This is a genomic window from Ensifer sp. VA4 (genome assembly GCF_055710065.1).
This window is the reverse complement of the sequence record NZ_JBVQPO010000001.1, coordinates 363,905-380,795: the sequence shown is the minus strand read 5'-3', so window position 1 is coordinate 380,795 and position 16,891 is coordinate 363,905. Positions and strand designations below refer to the sequence as shown.

Here is a 16,891-nt window from a genome sequence, read left to right as displayed (position 1 = left end):
GCGTTTTCGGGAGGCAGACATGAACAGCCACAATTGGGTTGTGACCCCGCTACTGCGCCGACGCGATCTGGGTTCTGCCGCACTGGCGGTGGGCATCGCCGCGATCTTGGGGCCGCGGCTGGCGGCTGCCGAGAGCCTGCCTGAGAAAATCAGGAACGCACTGCTGGGCGAGTTCTCGGACCTGACCGACGACGCCCGCGAGGAGGCTGCCTATTACGTCGGCCTGGAATCCTACGTCTTCGGCTATCCGCTGGTCGTCATGGACGTCACCCGGGTGGTGCTGACGGCGGCGCCGGCGCCGAACGGCGAGGGCACGGCTGCCCCGATCAACCAGCTTGCCAAGATGCCGCACTATGTCAGCCCGTATTTCACCAATGTCGTGAGGATCAGCCTCAATTCGCTGTGGACGACGGGTTGGCTCGACCTCGAGAAGGAGCCGATGGTCCTGTCGGTTCCGGACACGCACGGCCGCTACTACGTGTTCTCGGTCATGAACATGTGGACGGACGTGTTCGCCTCGATCGGTAAACGCACGACCGGCACCGCGCCCGGCAGCTTCCTCATCGCCGGCCCGAACTGGAATGGTACGGCACCCGTCGGCATCAAGGAGACCTTCCGCTCGTCGACCCGCTACGCCTGGGCCCTCGGGCAGACCCAAGCGAACGGGCCTGATGATTTTGCCGCGGTCAACGCGCTGCAGGCAGAATACAAGCTCACGCCCCTCAGCGCGTGGGGCGCACCGTATTCACCGCCAGCCAATGTGCCGGTCGACGGCTCGGTTGCCCTCACGCCCACCCCGCCGATCCAGGTGGCGAACATGGACGCCGGAACCTTCTTCAACCGGCTGGCCATGGTGATGAAGGATAATCCTCCCCGCCCTGCCGATGCAAATGCCGTGTGGAAGCTCGCCAAGCTGGGGATCGTTTCCGGTGTGAAGTTCGACATCGAACAGATCGACCCGGCTGTTGCGCGCGGCCTCAAGCGCGCGGTCAAGGAGGTACAGGGCCTCATGAACGAGGGCACCACCAAGATCAAGAATGTGAACGGCTGGATCAGGCCGCCCAATCTGGGCCGTTATGGCACGGACTACGAGACGCGCGCCGGCATTGCCATGGCAGGTCTTGGCGCTGATCTGCAGGAGGACACGATCTACCCGCTCGCCTTCGTCGACGGTGATGGCAACAGGCTGGACAGCGCGAACAAATACATTCTGCACTTCGACAAGGGGCAGCTTCCCCCGACCAATGCCACATGGTCCGTTTCGCTTTACCAGGGGCCGAACTATGTCCCCAATCCGCTCAATCGCTACGACATCGCGCCCTGGATGGCGCTGAACTACGGGCCGGACGGTTCGCTCGATATCTACATCCAGAAGGAATCGCCGGGGAAGGACAAGGAAGCCAACTGGCTGCCGGCTCCGCCCACGGGCGAGTTCAACGTCATCATCCGAAACTACTGGCCCAAGGAGGAGGCACTCAACGGCGCTTATGTGAATCCGCCGATCAAGAGAGTGCCGTGACCAACATGCACCAGGAATGTGAGGTATCCTCATGACGGTACGCCTGCTGCTGCGTGTAACCGCAATCGGCGAGGGTGCGATGGGATTGGCATTCCTGCTCGTCCCGAATTTCCCAACGCTGGTTCTTTTCGGTCAACGTCTCGACAGCGCGCTTTCGGAGATCATCGGGCGCTTCGTCGGCGCAGCGCTGATCGCCTTGGCCGTTGCCTGCTGGAGGATGGCAGAGGACACGCAAAGCCGCGTCACCTCGGGTCTCATCCTGGCAGTGCTGATCTACGATGTGGTCGCCGCGGTCCTGCTCGCCTATGCGTACTTCGGGCCTGGTTTGGCCGGCATCGGTTTGTGGGTGGGGCTGATCTTCCATCTGGTGCTGGCAATCTGGTGTGCCGCAAGCCTCCGCGAAAACCGCCTTGCAACTGGGAAATAACGAAGGAGCCGCAGTCATGCAGAAAAATGGGCTTAACGAAAGCACGAATTCCTTACGTCGCGGCGTGATCTTGGCGGGGGCCATCACGGCCGTGGCAGGTCTGGTATCTCAACTGGGCTTACCCGGCACTGTCCGCGCGGACGAAGCGGAAGCCAAGCCAATGCTCATGTTCGTGCAGCTCTCGGAGGGCTTCAAGCACGATGAGCAAGCAAAGACCATCCGGCTCGTGAACGTCGATCCCAACACGCTCTACTTTGCCGATCGACCGGAGCGGATTGCCGGCCATATCAAGATGGACCTCTACATGAAGGAATGGACGTCAAAGGCGGGTGCGGACAATTTCAAGTCCGATCCGCCTAATGCAACGCTATCGGTCTACGAGCCGGGTCAGGCCAACAACACCGCGGCAGTGATCGAGATCACCGATCCCAAAATCGACGGCCGGGACCTCGTCTACGGCTACAAGCTCATTGAGGGCAAACTGCCGGCCGCAGGTGAGCAAACCGCACTGTTCATAGACTGGATCGGCGTGGGCGGCGGCGTTGGCTTCGGCTACCACGGCGTGGGTGTCGGCTTCCGGGGACCGGGGTGGCGTTGATCCGGTGCGGACCCGAATTGCGAAGAGGAGGCAGGGATGAACAATTCCCCGGCAAATGGCAATATACGTTGCGCATCAAGTCATGGGACACCAGCACCGAACCTGATGCAAAAGGCTTCGCCTTTGCCCCCGCCGGGGTGCGTGCAAATCCGGGATGCGTCCGGAAACATCGTGGGCTACCGATGCCCCTAGAGCGATTTTTCAGATCGAACGGTTGGCAATTGCCGGTCGCTTTAATCGTGTTCGCGGCGCTGCTCGTGGCATGCGCAAGCCGCCCGAGGGGTGTACTGCAGCCGGTGGCAGCCGCGCCGTCGACCAGCCAAGTGGACATGCTGGTTGCGACCATGCGCGACCGATCTGAAAACCCGGGCGAAATGTTCAGCGGTGAGCGTGCGCCGGCGGCGGCCTTTGCGGAGATCACGGTATCGATTCCGCCCGCCAATCTCCGCAAGGTCGGCGAAGTCGCCTGGCCGCGCAGGCTCCCGCCCAATCCGGAAACGGATTTTGCTGCGATCAAGGCCGAGCAGCTCGACAAAACGGCGGCCGAGAAGTGGCTGAGCAGTTCCGTGCGCAAGAGCCAGAACCGCAGCGTGCTCGTCTTCATCCACGGCTTCAACAACCACTTCGAGGATGCCGTCTTCCGTTTTGCCCAGATCATGCACGATTCGAGGGCGCACACCGTCCCTCTGCTGGCGACATGGCCGTCGCGCGGGCATCTGCTCGACTATGGCTATGATCGTGAAAGCACCAATTACACGCGCAATGCGGTCGAGAATATGTTCCAGTATCTGGCACGCGATCCCGAGGTCAAGGAGGTCTCGATCCTGGCCCACTCGATGGGAAACTGGCTGGCGCTGGAATCCTTGCGCCAGATGGCCATCCGCAACGGCGGGCTGCCGGCCAAGTTCAAGAATGTCATGCTGGCCGCCCCTGATGTCGATGTCGACGTCTTTCGTTCCCAGATTGCCGACATGGGCAAACAGCGCCCGCGCTTCACGCTCTTCGTCTCGCGCGACGACCGGGCGTTGGCGGTGTCGCGGCGCGTCTGGGGCAATGTTCCCCGCCTGGGTGCGATCGATCCGGAGCAGTCCCCCTACAAGGAGGAACTCGCGGCAAACGACATCACTGTCATTGACCTCACCAAGCTCAAGGAAGGCGACAGGCTGCACCACACCAAGTTCGCGGAGTCACCGGAGATCGTCCAACTGATCGGCGCGCCCCTCTCGACCGGGCAGACTCTGACTGACAGCCGCACAGGTCTTGGCGACACGATCGTGACCATGACCGCCGGCGCGGCACATACGGTCGGGACCGCCGCCGGCCTCGTCGTCGCTGCTCCCGTCGCCGTCATCGACCAGAACACCAGGGAAAACTATGGCCGCCATGCCGGGGCGCTGGTCGGACCTTCCGGACAAGCAAAGCAAAGTAGTAGTAATCCTGACTGCAGTAACATGAATCAGTCGAGGGTCGGATATTGCAGCCAGTAGAGGCGATATTCGAATACGCGTCAAAAAGCGTTTTGCCAAATTACGGCCTTCAATCATGATCTCATTGGGGAGGGAAGCGAGAGAGGTCGTAAGCAGCGAACATTATCGGGGGATATAATGAAATCTTGCATCATTCGAACTCTAGTCTCCATCGGAAGCTGCCTCATCGCCAGCGGCGTCATGGCCGCGGACATTCGATCCCCGATGACGCCGGCGGTCCAGGAGACGACGACGGAAAGCGGCTGGACGTTTTCATTCGCGCCCTATTTTTGGGCGGCGGGATTGTCGGGGGACGTTGCACAGTTTGGGCTGCCGGAAGCCCATGTCGACGCCAGTTTCAGCGATATCTTCGATCACCTCGATTTCGGGGCGATGGCGATCGGCGAGGCGCGCTATGGTCCCTACAGCATCTTCGGCGATGTGATCTACACCAAGATTTCCGGTCAGTCCGGCACACCGAGGGGCATTCTTGCAGAGGATGTCGAACTGAAGACGGAGACCTTCGCCGGCCTGCTCGGCGCCGGTTACGCGGTCTTTGAAGACAGCTCCGCGCGACTCGATATCGTCGGTGGCCTGCGCGTGTGGTCCGTCGAAAGTGAACTGTCATTCAGCGGCGGCATTCTCGATGGGGTATCTAGGACCGATGACGCAACCTGGGTCGACGGCTTGGCCGGCTTCAAGGGCACCTATGCGATCACGCCGGAAATCTACCTAACCGGCTGGGGGCTCGTTGGCGCCGGCGGCGCAGACCTCGACTGGGACGTCGCCGCGGCGATCGGGTACCGCTTTAGCTCGACTATCTCGGGCGTCGCCGGCTACCGCGCTCTGGGTGTGGACTACAGCAAGGATGGATTTGTGTTTGACGTCGTGCAGCAAGGGCCGATGTTGGGGCTTGTCGTGCGGTTTTAGGGAACAAGGCGGCGAATTCCGAGCATAGCCCTTGATCAGCTCGAGGCCGTCCTCCGGGCGACCACGCCGTCAGGGGCGGTGCTTAGGTGGACACGGCACGGAGGGGCGGTAAATTCCGGACCGGCTCGGACGAGTACTTCTCCGGAAGGCTCCCGTACACGACGGGTTGGTGGATCGTTTCTGGATCGATGTCATCTCGTCATCGATCGTGCCTTCGCCGCTTTCGTGAACGCCATGGGCAAGGCTGTTCGAAAGATGGTTGGGTGAACAGGTGGGCCAGAAAACGCACGTCCGCTGTTGGTGCGTATGGCAGCCGTCACAGACCACGTGGCTGAACTTCCGCTCCCCCCACCTGCTATCACCGTCGAGAGCAGCGGAGCTAAAGGTCGTCTTTGGCGCCAATTTCATACCATGGCATCGGGCGGCCATGTGTCCGGTTTTCCTGGGCATCAGGTCGCCAAGGATGCCAAAGCGGGGTCAGGCACGACTGGAAAATCAAGGAATTAAGGGCTTTTTGGGAGAATTGGCTGGGGAACCTGGATTCTCACATGACTTCAATGGCTTATTGAAGCCGCCTCGAAATTCCCTCTGTTTTCCCGTCGCGAGCGACCGTGGATGCCACCTTTGTGCCCTGGCTTTGGGCCCCAGTCAATAGGACGGTCGAGCGGCAATAATTTCCGCTTGTGGGCGTCAAGTTTGCAGTCAGGCGGCCATAACGCGCCCGGCGGTTTCACGCCACATTTCCGGCATTCTCAAGTCACCTGCGCGGGTCTAAATGCGGACATTTACTACCGCGCCCCTCTATCTTGCATGCGAAACAATGGTTACCTTGCGCGACATCTACCCCGGACGACTGGGCGGAGGTAAGACAGCATCGAAGACCAGTCGTAGTCATCGAGCTTTTCCGCATCGATTCATGATCGTGATGGGGTGGTCTTGTACCGTTCGCTCCCGGCGTTGCTTTGATGTTCGCCCCGACCGAAGATCCTAAGGCCGCATGTCTTTCAAAGGCATCCGTTGTCTATTCGAGATGCGAACTACTCCAGCAAACGCATCAGGCTTTGGTCAAGCGCTGCACGGAATGCGTCGAGCCGCGCCAAGCTCAATCCTTCTGCCTTCGCCTCGAAGGAGCGGATCTGGCTAATCGCGGCTTCCAAGACCACGTTGTTCCTTATCAGAGCTTCCTTTGCAGCAATCCGGTGCAACAAAGATCGGCAGAGGTGCTGCCCTTGAGGCGTCAGTCCTGTAAACAGCACAACCGTGCTCGAATTGGTCTCCATCCTCAAGTAGTGGACGTGATCATCGTATCGGTGGAACCTCGGATGAAATGCCGCCGTAAATTCTTGCGCCTTCGGATACCGGCGCGATGTCGTGGAAATCGAACCCCAAACGTCATCTGTTTTGGCGCTGTTGCAGTCATAGCATGACACTGCCATATTCCAGAACTCGATTGAGAACTGCGGATAGTGCCGTCGCGGCAAAATATGCTCGATAGGCTTGGCGTATGCCGTATTGACCAACCAGCGACGGCAATAACAACATCTATTTTCTTGGAGTAGCAAGATCCTGCGCCTGAAAGCAGACTTGACAGAGGTCCCTTTAATCGATCCCAACTCCGTGACGTCATTCATAGCGTCAAGCAGCGGCCAAACGTCGACAAATGGGCGTGAGCGCGCCTGTTTCCAAAGATCGTTGAGTAGCACTTGTGTGCGCGCGATATGCTTCTTGGTTTTATGCACGGCATCTAGGTAAGCTTTTAATTCGCGGCGCATTTCGGCCCGCGACGGGTAAGTTCCTTTGAACCAGCTCATCGGGTGTTTCCGCGCTCAATCACTGCGAGTTCATCGAGAGCTGCACGAGTGTGAGCTACCAGCTCGAGATCTTCTTGCACATGCGACAACTGCGCTGAGTCAGCCAGACGAATGATCTGCTCCATCAAGCTCAGTTCTTCACGCAGCGTCTCCAAGGTAGGAAGACCTTCATCCTGCTGGGTATTGAGACGCTGGATGGTCTGCGACACAATCGCAGCGCATCGCTCGTGTACCTGTCGGTTGTTCGCCGTGTACGTCTGGAAACCGTCGAACAAGGCTGTCTCGACTGATCGACGCTGGCGCAAGCTGAGCTCTGTCAGGGCATGCCGTCTCGCGACGAAACACTGATCGGTGCGATGAGTTGCGCTGGCGATAACAACAGGCGAATGCGTAGCCACGACGATTGAACACCCCAGGCGAGAGCCGATCGCTTCCAGCATTACCGGAATGGCGCGCTGCCAGCTCACGTGCAAACTTAGCTCGGGCTCATCGATCAGGATCACAGTTCTCTTGCCCGCATACGCCGTGAGCTTGAGCGCGAGGGTGAGCAATTGTTGCTCGCCCGAGCTGAGCTCGCCGAAAGTCGTAATTGAACTTTGCGACTCTCGCCGCATGAGACCCAGCACGTACTGGTTAGAACCCGCACGCTGAAGAATGAGCGCGTTTTCGTCGGCGTTATCTGTGAGTTGCTGAAGCTCGGCGTAGCGTGCGCGGTCATTATCGAAAGTGCTGTTCAGGTCGAGTGGTACGAGGTATCGACGCTCGCCGAAGCCCAAGAGTCCTACGACCGCATTGAAAACTTCGAGCCGTTCTGTACTCACATGGATCTCGCGCACCATGCGATTGACGTCTGCCGAAGTACGGTCAAGTGTGATGCCACGTTCTGACGTGCGCGCCCCGACATAGATGAAGCGTTGGTCGTTGTGCTTGGGCCGCTCGAACGGAAATCTGTCGGTTAGGCCGAAGGAGATACCCACGACGCGCAGGCCTTCCTGGACTAGACGTTCAGCCAGATCGCCAAGCAGGATACTCTTGCCTTCACCGTTATTCCCTATGACGTAGATGCGCGTGCTGCCGTCATGTCGGTGGCGCAGAGCCTCCAGTACGGGGTCACTATTGAGCAGCGGCATAAACGTCTTGCGCTTCTTCTCCGCCTCCGCGCTTCCGAGATAGGTGGACGCAGCGAGCGTGTAGGCGTTCTCAGCGAGTTCTGCAACGCGAACGCGCCGGCAGACACCCTCTACGTTACGGTACCCATCCTTGAAGTAGGCCTCTAGCATTGCTTCGACGTTGTCCGAACTGAATCTATCTGGCCTTGAAAATCTGGGGTAAGGCGTTTCTTGCGGCGCGCCCAGCGACACGATGGCGGCCACAAATGCCATGAGAGAGCCGGGTTCGCGAAGTTCACCCTTACCTGCTAAGCTCGTCGCGTCCACCATTAGCACATCATCAATGGCCCCTCTGTTCCCGAGTAGCCACGCCGAGACCGGCTTACGCGATCTATCAGTGCGCTCTCTGGGCAGGTCGATCACTGCGAGCAGTCGACCGCTGCGGAACAGCTCCTCACGTAGTGCCTTTCGCCATCCTTTAGCCGATCGATCCGTGCTGGGAACGACGATCAGACCCATCTCAATTCTTGAGCTTCGCACCAGAATATCCAACGCATGGAGCGAGCTCTGGTGATCGGCCCACCTTCGTGAATGCGGAGGCTGCCGCGTAGTGCTTCGACGTGGATGATCAACCAGCAGAAATCCGCGATTGATGAATGACTCGAGATCATTACCCTCTGGCTGCCGGTCATCTGCCTCAATACCGTGCAGGGTGAGTCGAAGGCCAATGAAAAAGTTCAGGCGGTCAATTACCGCGATGCGCGCGGTCGTCTTCACATCATGTAGAGTGCGTCGCAACACGGCGAACTCACCCGTTGTCGCGAAGTACTCGGAAATGTGGTCAAAGTGCACCGAAAGGTGAGCCGCCAATGCTGCCACGGTGTCGCCGCTGCGATACCCAAGTCCGGTCAGCCGCGCAACGACCCGATGAAACACCTCATCGAAACAACCCAACAAAAATCCTAAACGGGAATCACCGCTCCACTCAAAGCGTTCGAGTAACCCGACGATGCGTTCAAACGTTTCAAGGGACCCGATCTCGCGCGGAACGTTAGGACCGTTGATGCTTCGGTAGTACCTGGCCAGCGCATCCCAAGCGCCAGACCATGCTCGATGAAATCGATCCTCGTCCGGGAGCAAATCCGTCTTCCTCAGCATATGGAAAACATTCCGAACCTGGTGACTAACCTCGTCGGGCCAAATTTCCGGCGACCGCTGCTCCACGTATGCGAGGCCGAGCACCATCAGCGCGAACTGCTCGAACTCGTCTTCCCTCAAACCGGAGGGAGCATGCAGTGACCCTAGAGCCTCCCAGAACTTCGCCGTCACAACGGCTCGCTCGTCAATCATTCTTCCTCCCTTGATATTTGCCGGTTTCGGCCATGCCTTGGGCGGCTCGTTTCGCACAGGTAAGACGTCGCGCAGCTCGCAAGACAAAGTAACACCAAGCGAAGCTCGAAGAGGTCCGATGGCACAGTTCCCTGCGACAGTTCGTGAGTCCCACCGAGTCAGCTCTACTGCCGGCCTCCAGGCAATTTGCCGCCCTGAACCGGTTTGGTATTGCCACCGTTTCAAATCTGGGCGCTACATTCATTTCTTACCTCGCGTCAACATAGGATTGACGTCAATTTACCGGGCTGCGACGTCTCTCCGAGACCGCGCGACTTGAACACCCGGAGTAGGCTCTCAAGGCGCGGGTCGTCTGTCTCGGGGAGGACGATCCGTTTTGTCCCGAGGGAGAACGGCAGGACCCAGAGGGTCAGGTCCGGTCTGTCAGGGAAAGAAAATGGCGCGAGTGGACCCTTGAACTGCCCAGTCGCGGGGTAGAGGAGGACTACGTCGCCCGTCGCTCCAAGGTACGAGTGCCCATACGCGTACATCTGATAGAAATCGGACTGTGACAGCCAGTATTTGGCGTGGAAACCGGCCTCCTCGTCGATCAGCTTCCATTTTGTGTCGGCGAGCAAAACGTTCGACGTCGATCGCGTAACAACAAGGTCCGGACGCATACGGAACATCCGTCTGCCCGCATGGTGCACCAGATATCTCGAGCTTCGCTGGGCCTGGAGGTGGTGACCCTCTTTGAGCTGCCTGCGCATGTGCTTGGCGACAAAGGCCTCGAATAGAGCCTCCATGGGAAACAACAGCGTGGGCGCGTTGCTCGAGCCGATTCCGGTGATCGGGGAGTGCCCGGACAATAGAAGCCGGGCCCACGCGAGAGGTTCCTCGTAGTGATCCATGCCGCGCTGCCGGGCTATGCCGGCGAAGTCGCGATCGATGTCGGCGGATCTCGGGACCTCCGCGAACGCGAACCGGAGTTCGTGCGCGAGCCTCTGATTGGCCGGACTACGGGTCTGGTCTGCGACTGCGGCCAACGCGCTATGGATTAAGCGGTTCTCGGGCCTGTTCTGGGTGAACTCGTCGAACGCGGCAAAAAACCTGTCGGGGCGGACTAGGTTTCTCTTGAGGTTCTCGGAGCAAAGGAGCTTTCCGCGAAGCGACGCGAGGTTTTCCTCCAGCGGATTATAGCCACTCCCCAGCCCGCGTTGGAGAACCTTGCGGACCGCTTCGAGAAACTGCGACACGAATACCTCGAAAAGCGGCATGCGCCGAGCCTGGAGTCCCGCCCGATCCTTCCGGATGTGGCGGAATTCTCCCAGACAGGACAGCATGTCGAGAAGCAGGGCGCGCGCGGAAGAGCCGCCGTCGGCCGCTACCTTTCCTATCTTAGGCAGCACTTCGATCTGGAATCCGCCGGGCGCACGGATGACGCCGACGGAGTTCGTCATCTGGATCGTCCGCCTGCCGTGGCGGAGACCCGGCTTTGCCCAGGCGGCGTCACCGGTTCCGCTGGCTCTTAGGCATTCGCTCTCGAGCCAGGCGAACACCGCATCCGGGATACCGATAACCTCCCCGAAGCCCGGTCCTGCCACCAGGTGCTGGTATTCGAAGACGGTGACCGCGCCTAAACCTCTCATGGTCATCTCTTCGTCGTATAGATCCCGACGTAGGACTCCACATCGGTAAAGGCTGACTTCTGGATTTCGTAACGCGGTCGCGAGAGAAGGCTATCCATCTCGTGGGTGTCGCCGAACAGTTCTGCCACCAGCTCCTCGTTCTGCGAGAGCTCGAGGACGAACTGATGGCTGGCGTGGCTCTTCTGGTTGTCGCCGAGGACAAGCCTGATTTTCCGCCAGTCGTCGAAGAAGTATTCCTCGAGGAGGGGGATTATCTTCGACTGGAAGATCGCGCCCAGCGTCGCCAGACGCTCCTGTTGATCGCCAATCGAAGAAAGCGGGGTGAAATACGCGTGGCCGATGCAGTGGTCGCGGTCGTACAGGAGCTCTATCCTCCGGTTGATGGTCTCCAGCATCCGCGCCACGTCGATGGCGTGTTCGCCGGTCACGATGTCGGTGTCGGCAAGCGGATAGCCTTCGCTCTTTCGTGTTTCCGGCGGGAGCGAAACGAATTCGAACCGCCTCCTAAGGGCTGTGTCCATCAGAGCCAGTGAGCGGTCTGCTGTATTCATCGTCCCGATGATGTCGACGTTCTGGGGAACGGTGAAGAGATCGCCCGAATACGGCAGGACGACTGCGACCTTGTTCGGCATGCCCTCCCGCTTGTCGGTCTCGATCAGCGTGATCAGTTCCCCAAAGATCTTGCTTATGTTTCCGCGATTGATCTCATCGATGACGATCGCGAAGCGGTGATTGGGAGCCTGGCGCGCGCGTTCGCAGATGTCTTTGAACACGCCGTTCTTGATATGGTACCGCACCGATCCGTCGTCTTCGTCGGACAGCACGGGCCTCAGTCCTTCAACGAATTCCTCGTAGCCGAACGACTGGTGAAACGTTACGAATGAATGCCGTCGGACGATGGAGCCGGCACCGGGCTTCTGCCGCGATTGCTTGACGAGGTCGACGAGCGGAGCGCAAACCACTTCCCAATCTCCGGAAAGCTCAAATTCTCCCGCTCCGGCGCGAGAGAATATTCGGATAGTGCCGTCGCCTATTCCCGAGACCATCTTGTTCAGGATCGTGGTGTGCAAGGTTTCGCGGACGTTCTTGCTTCGGCCCTTTGTCGTCGATACTGCCTGCACGAACGGATGGCCGAGAAGCTGAGTGACAGACGCCTTGCCTCCAAGGTCGTACATGGCGGCTACGACCGCTTCCCACCAACTGAGCGTGCCCATTTTTTCCAGTACGAACTGGCTACGCCACTCGGAATCGCTCTCGACGTCGGCGCGCTGCTCGTAATCCTCCTGAAGGAGGCGCGAAACGGTATAGGTTTTACCTGTACCCGGAGGGCCGTAGTATATCCGGTTCAACGGACCCCGCGTATTTAGGTCGGTTTCGGATTCGTCCTTGTCTTCGTCGCTGACAGTATCGCGGTCGGCCTCGAGCTCGTCCGGCCACCGTCCCGTCAGCTTCCGCCCAGGCGGCAGGATTCCCTCGGCGACCAGGGACGCTTCCGACAGCGCGTCCTCTAGTTCCGTCAGCAATTCGGCGGTCAACGGTCGACGGCGGACCGTTTCCATTCCGTTGATCGTCCGGCGAATTGAAATGGTGCGCCTCGTTTTGCCCTGAACGGTCCCGAGGACCGTGTTGGCGCGCTCGGCGTTCGGTTCTTTCCAGCCAAACCGCACCTGGACGCCGCGACTGATGTGCCACCAGTCCAGTCCGAGATCGTGGGTCAGCCGCGCGAGCCTGCAGAAGAGTGCGCTTTCCTCGACTGTCCATCTTTCGCGGTATTCCCGAAAGGCGGATTTGCCGTCGAAGTGGCCGAGGATCTGCTGATCTGTCAGGTCAGCCAACGCGAGCTGCTTTACTATTTCGTCGTAGTCGGGCCGGAAGTCCGCGATTTTTTCGAGGGTCCAATCGACAAGCTGGTCCATCGACATGCGCAGCCCGTCGACCTTGGGAAGGACGGCGACTATCCCGGAAGCGTCGTCGTCGTTGCCCCTGATCGCTGCATACGCCTGTTGCTGCGGAGGATTGCCCACCGTGTCGATCTTGACGACGAACACCTGTGTGGCGTCGATCCCGACCGTGTACGCGAGATTTGTCGGCGAACTGGGAGAGGGATAGATCTTTGCCCAGTTATAGCTGGAGAAGTTTCCGGCCTGATTGGTCGGCCTTCTCCTTATCTTCACGTAGGCTCCCTGCCCGATCCTCGACGCGACCGCCTCGGCCCATTGCCCGGTAACATCGTACGCCGTCTTGAGAGCCGCGTAGGCGTCTTGCTGGTCCTCGCTCGTGCTATCCATGTGCGTCCCGCTCCACTGCTGGAGAAGGGAGAAATGCTCTTCCGTAAAGAATGCCATTCGGGTGCCCGCTGCGCATGAGTGATTCTAGGCGGCGATATTAGCGCAGGCATCGATAAGCAACTAATGGCATCGAAGAGCCGATGGGGGCGTTGGCGAAATGGCGGTTATCTGCTGCCCTGCCTAAAAAGAGACATCTTGCTATCGGCCCAACAGGGTCGTTGGTCTGGGTTGTCTTTGAGGAAGTTGAGGAGGTCCCCAGCCGCTTTTTGCCGAGCTCCAGGTGGTCTGAAGATCTGGAGGCAGTCACATAGGATTTGATGCGAAATCGCTCCAAGTAGCTGCAAAGACATCACTTTTTCTGGTGGGAACGGTAGCTCTTAAGGGAGAGAATGGGTACAAACATGGCTTGCCTGGGGACCGTTGATTCTCACATGATTTCAATGGCTTAACGAAATTGCCTTGAAATTCCCTCTGTTTTCCCGCCCCGAGCGACCGTGGATGCCACCTTTGTGCCCTGGCTTTGGGCATCAGTCAACAGGACGGGCGAGCGGCAATAATTTCCGCTTTCGGACCTCAGGTTTGCGGTCAGGCGGCCATAACGCGCCCGGCAGCTCCACGCCCCCACTCCGGTCGTTGAATCCAGTTCCACGATGTCCCAAAGCAGCCCTTCAGCTCAAGCCGCCTCGTTGTCGATGATGGGGCGAGGAGCGGTCGCGACCAACGCGCCTACCCATTAACATGGCTCTCTGGGCAAGAGGGTTGGTCGCAGACGGATTACGATTCCTTCGGTTTCCTATCCGGTGAGCCGCCATACTGAGCATAGGCGTCCAGCATCATTTGCGTATACTCACTCGTGCTAGAGGCTATCTCGCCCAGGCCCGGCCAGGCGAAAGGTATCGTGGACCAACTCGAGACAAGTTCAACCTCAAGACCTAGTAGCTCCGCTACAGCCAAAGCCTGAACGGGGTCCTTGCCCTCCGGCCACAAATCTTCCTCAAGAGCAATCCAGACGCCATTCTCGTCATCGACACTGATCTCAGCCTGAAGAGCGCCCAGCTTCTCGCTGATGTTGGTAGCGTCATCAAGCAAAGCGCTGCGGATGAGCAGAGTAATCTTCTCTTCATTCAGGTCGAGCTTGGGCCTGCCATCGACAATCCGGAAATCGGGCTCGTCTCTATCCAGGGCACCGTCAGTTTTCACCGGGAGGAAAGACTTGCCGTCATCATCAGACCAGAATGGCGTGTCAAAGATGTCGAGAGGCGATGCCCCGCATCCCGGGCAATGCCAGAGGTTCTGAGCGATCTGGGCGCCGGTGATCTTTCCATCGCAATGTAGACAGAACCACACGGCCGACTCGTCGCGGCTTAGCGGATGTCGAACCACACCACTAAGGTCAGGTTTGGTAGACCGTCGGGGCCAATCGGCAGAGATTTCCGCGCGAACCTGAAGAGCCCGATCTCTGGCCAGCCTGAGTGCTGTTTGCAGGAATTCCGGATCAAGGACAGGGCATTCCGCTTCCTGATCCGTAAATGTCTCGACGATCGGGGTCAAGCCAGGGTTCTCTGGCACCCTGATGCTCCATCCTTCACCTGCTATGATAACGTCGTGAAAAACCTCCTGAAGCCGATATGCATGATCCCCAATCATGCCATGTTCGGCCTGGTCGAGGTATGCGAAGCGCCGGTTCATGGTTTCTGGATCACCGTTCCGGAAGGTTGCCGCCGGGAGGGGGCGCTTGACGAAGCCTTCGACGCCCGCCATTTGTTCGGTAGCGATCTGCCAACCTTTCTTGCTGGCGGCGATGAGCTTGGTCCAGTGAGGGAAACCCAGTTCCCCCGCAATCAGGTCAAGGGCCTGATGTTGCGCGATCCTGTTAGCGCGGGCGTATCTTTTGGCCAGAGCCTTAAGTCTGCGAAATTCTTTTGTTTCGGTCATTATCCATATCCTGGAATGATCCGACCATGTGCCCGCTAATGGCCAGACCCATGCCCGTCGGCATGGAGTGACACTTTTAGAATTTAAACGCTGACGTAGCTTTGCGTGGCGGGCACACCGGCCCGCGTGTAGGGCCATGCTTTGTATGCCAAGCATGACGATTGCGGTCAAGCCTATCTTTATTTGCTCATAGCGATCCGGTGCAACGTGCCGGCTGCTGGCCCGCATTCGGAAGTGCAACATCTGAGCACTCATGGAAGAACGCTGCCGCGGGGTAAGATGGGGATGGAGCAACAGCTAGGGGTCGGCAACGGCCGATCTACAATGCGCCCCCAAGACGGTCGTTGGACGCCAGGTTCGTCATTCCGGAAGCTGCCGGTCGGCTACGAACGCGGAAATACCGCCGCCAGTGAGGCGTCTAGGCGGCTAGTCTTTCCCGTATAATCTGGGGCTTTCCCTTCCATCACATAGCTGCACGGCTTCAGGTGAGTTTAGCGAGGATATCGTCGACGACACCTGGGACGGTTTTCGCCGTGTCGATATTGATGCCGGCAGGAAGATGTTCCCGAGTGTGATGGTAGCGGAGTACCAGCGCCCGCTCGGCCGGCTCAAAGCCCGGCTCATTCGGCCGCCCATCTAATCGTCGGTTCAACGTCTCAACGTCTATGTCGAGCACGAAAACCCTGTCGAATAGGTCGAGGAATTTGTGGAAATTGCGCGAGCCGCCACAGAAGAAGGTGACAGGATAGGTGGTGTAGGCAGCAATAGCCCGGACCTTGTCAACCCGCCAGATCCAGTGCGCGTATCCCCAAACTATGCCGTCCGCGCCTTTGGGCGGTCCTGCTAGTTCCTGGCCTGTCTCAGGGTCGCCAACATAGCCCAAGACCCGGTCACCATGGACGACATGGTCGCCCCGCCGCTCCAGTTCGGTAGCGACAGATGTTTTTCCCGTGCCGGAACCGCCTTCGATCAGATAGTTCTTGATGCCCATGGGGGCTCTTATCATGGCATTCAATCCGGTGAGAAGAGACGCTGTCTCGGGACGCTCCACTAACGACCTATCACCTGATCAGGGCAGCATCCGTTTTCTCGAATTGAGGGCGAAGGTCTGGCGGATACGCGCCCCCATGGCGGTCATTCAGCGTATTAGACCCCAACTCCGAAACCCGTCATACATAGTTACCGCGACACGCCACAGCCCAGATTCTCGTATGGAAAGTTGATCAACATGGTTTGCTTTAGTCACTTTAGGATGCTCGATCCGGAGACCGCAGATCTTGCACGCGAACTCATTGATGCCTCCGACGTCCAACGATCCGCCTTCTCCTCTTTCGTGAACCTATGGATGGGATTCAATGGCTGGATGGAATGTGTGACAGATGCCGCGACCGATGCGGAGATGATCACAGCACTGGCGAACCATCCGCGCCTCACGGAGGCCTATAACGAGCTGATGGGGAGTGCGCCCGACTTTCGCGAGCAGGTCGAGAGTTTCGCGACGATGTGGCCGGTTCTCAATGTGCGCGACGTGCGCCGAAAATTGGGGCGCAACGCATTTTGGCGATTTTCACGTGAAGAGCTTATGGCCGAAGTCTTACGTCAGGGTGTCAAGCTTCAGCCACTCGATTGGGCAGCCGGCGACACTCCAACCTGGCCTCAGCTCCTTCGAACCATTTATACGATTCGATGCAATCTCTTCCACGGCTCCAAATCGCCGGAGAATTTCCGCGATCATGAACTTGTCGTAGCCAGCGATCGCATCCTTCGGATCTTTATTGCGGGCAGCGCTTGCTTCGAGTGGGATGACTGATTGTTCTGTTGAGACTGAGG

Annotated in this window: 12 protein-coding genes; 6 read left to right on the top strand and 6 right to left on the bottom strand. The window is 58.7% G+C overall.

Going from position 1 to position 16,891, the window contains the following annotated elements; translation table 11 throughout:
• The first annotated feature begins 19 nt into the window (after window positions 1–19).
• The 5 genes from AC0C6X_RS01800 (at window position 20) to AC0C6X_RS01780 (ending at window position 4,940) form a co-directional block, all read left to right on the top strand.
• On the top strand, window positions 20–1,519 hold the full coding sequence (locus tag AC0C6X_RS01800; protein WP_472951614.1) for a DUF1254 domain-containing protein: 1,500 nt from the start codon (window positions 20–22) through the stop codon (window positions 1,517–1,519).
• 31 nt (window positions 1,520–1,550) lie between these two features.
• Window positions 1,551–1,946 carry a hypothetical protein gene (locus tag AC0C6X_RS01795; protein WP_472951612.1) on the top strand — a complete coding sequence of 132 codons (396 nt, stop codon included), beginning with the start codon at window positions 1,551–1,553 and terminating at the stop codon, window positions 1,944–1,946.
• A 16-nt stretch (window positions 1,947–1,962) separates the two neighbouring features.
• Window positions 1,963–2,544: a hypothetical protein gene (locus tag AC0C6X_RS01790; protein WP_472951609.1), complete on the top strand. Its 582-nt coding sequence runs from the start codon at window positions 1,963–1,965 to the stop codon at window positions 2,542–2,544.
• Window positions 2,545–2,726: 182 nt separating this feature from the next.
• The gene (locus tag AC0C6X_RS01785; protein WP_472951839.1) at window positions 2,727–4,031 is read left to right on the top strand and encodes an alpha/beta hydrolase; all 1,305 of its coding nucleotides are present in this window, start codon (window positions 2,727–2,729) and stop codon (window positions 4,029–4,031) included.
• A 117-nt stretch (window positions 4,032–4,148) separates the two neighbouring features.
• On the top strand, window positions 4,149–4,940 hold the full coding sequence (locus tag AC0C6X_RS01780; RefSeq protein ID WP_247958056.1) for a hypothetical protein: 792 nt from the start codon (window positions 4,149–4,151) through the stop codon (window positions 4,938–4,940).
• A 1,037-nt stretch (window positions 4,941–5,977) separates the two neighbouring features.
• On the opposite strand, the gene AC0C6X_RS01775 is transcribed toward AC0C6X_RS01780, so the two are convergent.
• From AC0C6X_RS01775 to AC0C6X_RS01750, 6 genes are all read right to left on the bottom strand, one after another.
• Window positions 5,978–6,751: an HNH endonuclease gene (locus AC0C6X_RS01775; protein WP_472951607.1), complete on the bottom strand. Its 774-nt coding sequence runs from the start codon at window positions 6,749–6,751 to the stop codon at window positions 5,978–5,980.
• Window positions 6,748–9,210 (bottom strand): AAA family ATPase, encoded by a 2,463-nt coding sequence (locus AC0C6X_RS01770; RefSeq protein ID WP_472951605.1) that lies wholly within the window; start codon window positions 9,208–9,210, stop codon window positions 6,748–6,750. The genes AC0C6X_RS01775 and AC0C6X_RS01770 overlap by 4 nt, the downstream gene beginning before the upstream one ends.
• Window positions 9,211–9,467: 257 nt before the next feature.
• Window positions 9,468–10,838: an McrC family protein gene (locus AC0C6X_RS01765; protein WP_472951603.1), complete on the bottom strand. Its 1,371-nt coding sequence runs from the start codon at window positions 10,836–10,838 to the stop codon at window positions 9,468–9,470.
• 2 nt (window positions 10,839–10,840) lie between these two features.
• On the bottom strand, window positions 10,841–13,183 hold the full coding sequence (locus AC0C6X_RS01760; protein ID WP_472951601.1) for an McrB family protein: 2,343 nt from the start codon (window positions 13,181–13,183) through the stop codon (window positions 10,841–10,843).
• Window positions 13,184–13,900: 717 nt separating this feature from the next.
• Complete coding sequence (locus AC0C6X_RS01755) at window positions 13,901–15,061, bottom strand: hypothetical protein (protein WP_472951599.1); 1,161 nt, start codon at window positions 15,059–15,061, stop codon at window positions 13,901–13,903.
• Window positions 15,062–15,542: 481 nt separating this feature from the next.
• Entirely contained in the window at window positions 15,543–16,052 is a 510-nt protein-coding gene (locus AC0C6X_RS01750) for a nucleoside kinase (RefSeq protein WP_472951596.1), read from the bottom strand.
• 228 nt (window positions 16,053–16,280) lie between these two features.
• Between AC0C6X_RS01750 and AC0C6X_RS01745 the strand changes: the two genes are divergently transcribed.
• The gene (locus AC0C6X_RS01745) at window positions 16,281–16,871 is read left to right on the top strand and encodes a hypothetical protein (protein WP_472951594.1); all 591 of its coding nucleotides are present in this window, start codon (window positions 16,281–16,283) and stop codon (window positions 16,869–16,871) included.
• Window positions 16,872–16,891: the final 20 nt, after the last annotated feature.

Coding starts and splice junctions, on each gene's coding strand:
- AC0C6X_RS01780 (WP_247958056.1), top strand. CDS start 4,149: ATGAAATCTTGCATCATTCGAACTCTAGTCTCCATCGGAAGCTGCCTC.
- AC0C6X_RS01785 (WP_472951839.1), top strand. CDS start 2,727: ATGCCCCTAGAGCGATTTTTCAGATCGAACGGTTGGCAATTGCCGGTC.
- AC0C6X_RS01765 (WP_472951603.1), bottom strand. CDS start 10,838: ATGAGAGGTTTAGGCGCGGTCACCGTCTTCGAATACCAGCACCTGGTG.
- AC0C6X_RS01760 (WP_472951601.1), bottom strand. CDS start 13,183: ATGGCATTCTTTACGGAAGAGCATTTCTCCCTTCTCCAGCAGTGGAGC.
- AC0C6X_RS01755 (WP_472951599.1), bottom strand. CDS start 15,061: ATGACCGAAACAAAAGAATTTCGCAGACTTAAGGCTCTGGCCAAAAGA.
- AC0C6X_RS01750 (WP_472951596.1), bottom strand. CDS start 16,052: ATGGGCATCAAGAACTATCTGATCGAAGGCGGTTCCGGCACGGGAAAA.
- AC0C6X_RS01790 (WP_472951609.1), top strand. CDS start 1,963: ATGCAGAAAAATGGGCTTAACGAAAGCACGAATTCCTTACGTCGCGGC.
- AC0C6X_RS01795 (WP_472951612.1), top strand. CDS start 1,551: ATGACGGTACGCCTGCTGCTGCGTGTAACCGCAATCGGCGAGGGTGCG.
- AC0C6X_RS01775 (WP_472951607.1), bottom strand. CDS start 6,751: ATGAGCTGGTTCAAAGGAACTTACCCGTCGCGGGCCGAAATGCGCCGC.
- AC0C6X_RS01770 (WP_472951605.1), bottom strand. CDS start 9,210: ATGATTGACGAGCGAGCCGTTGTGACGGCGAAGTTCTGGGAGGCTCTA.
- AC0C6X_RS01800 (WP_472951614.1), top strand. CDS start 20: ATGAACAGCCACAATTGGGTTGTGACCCCGCTACTGCGCCGACGCGAT.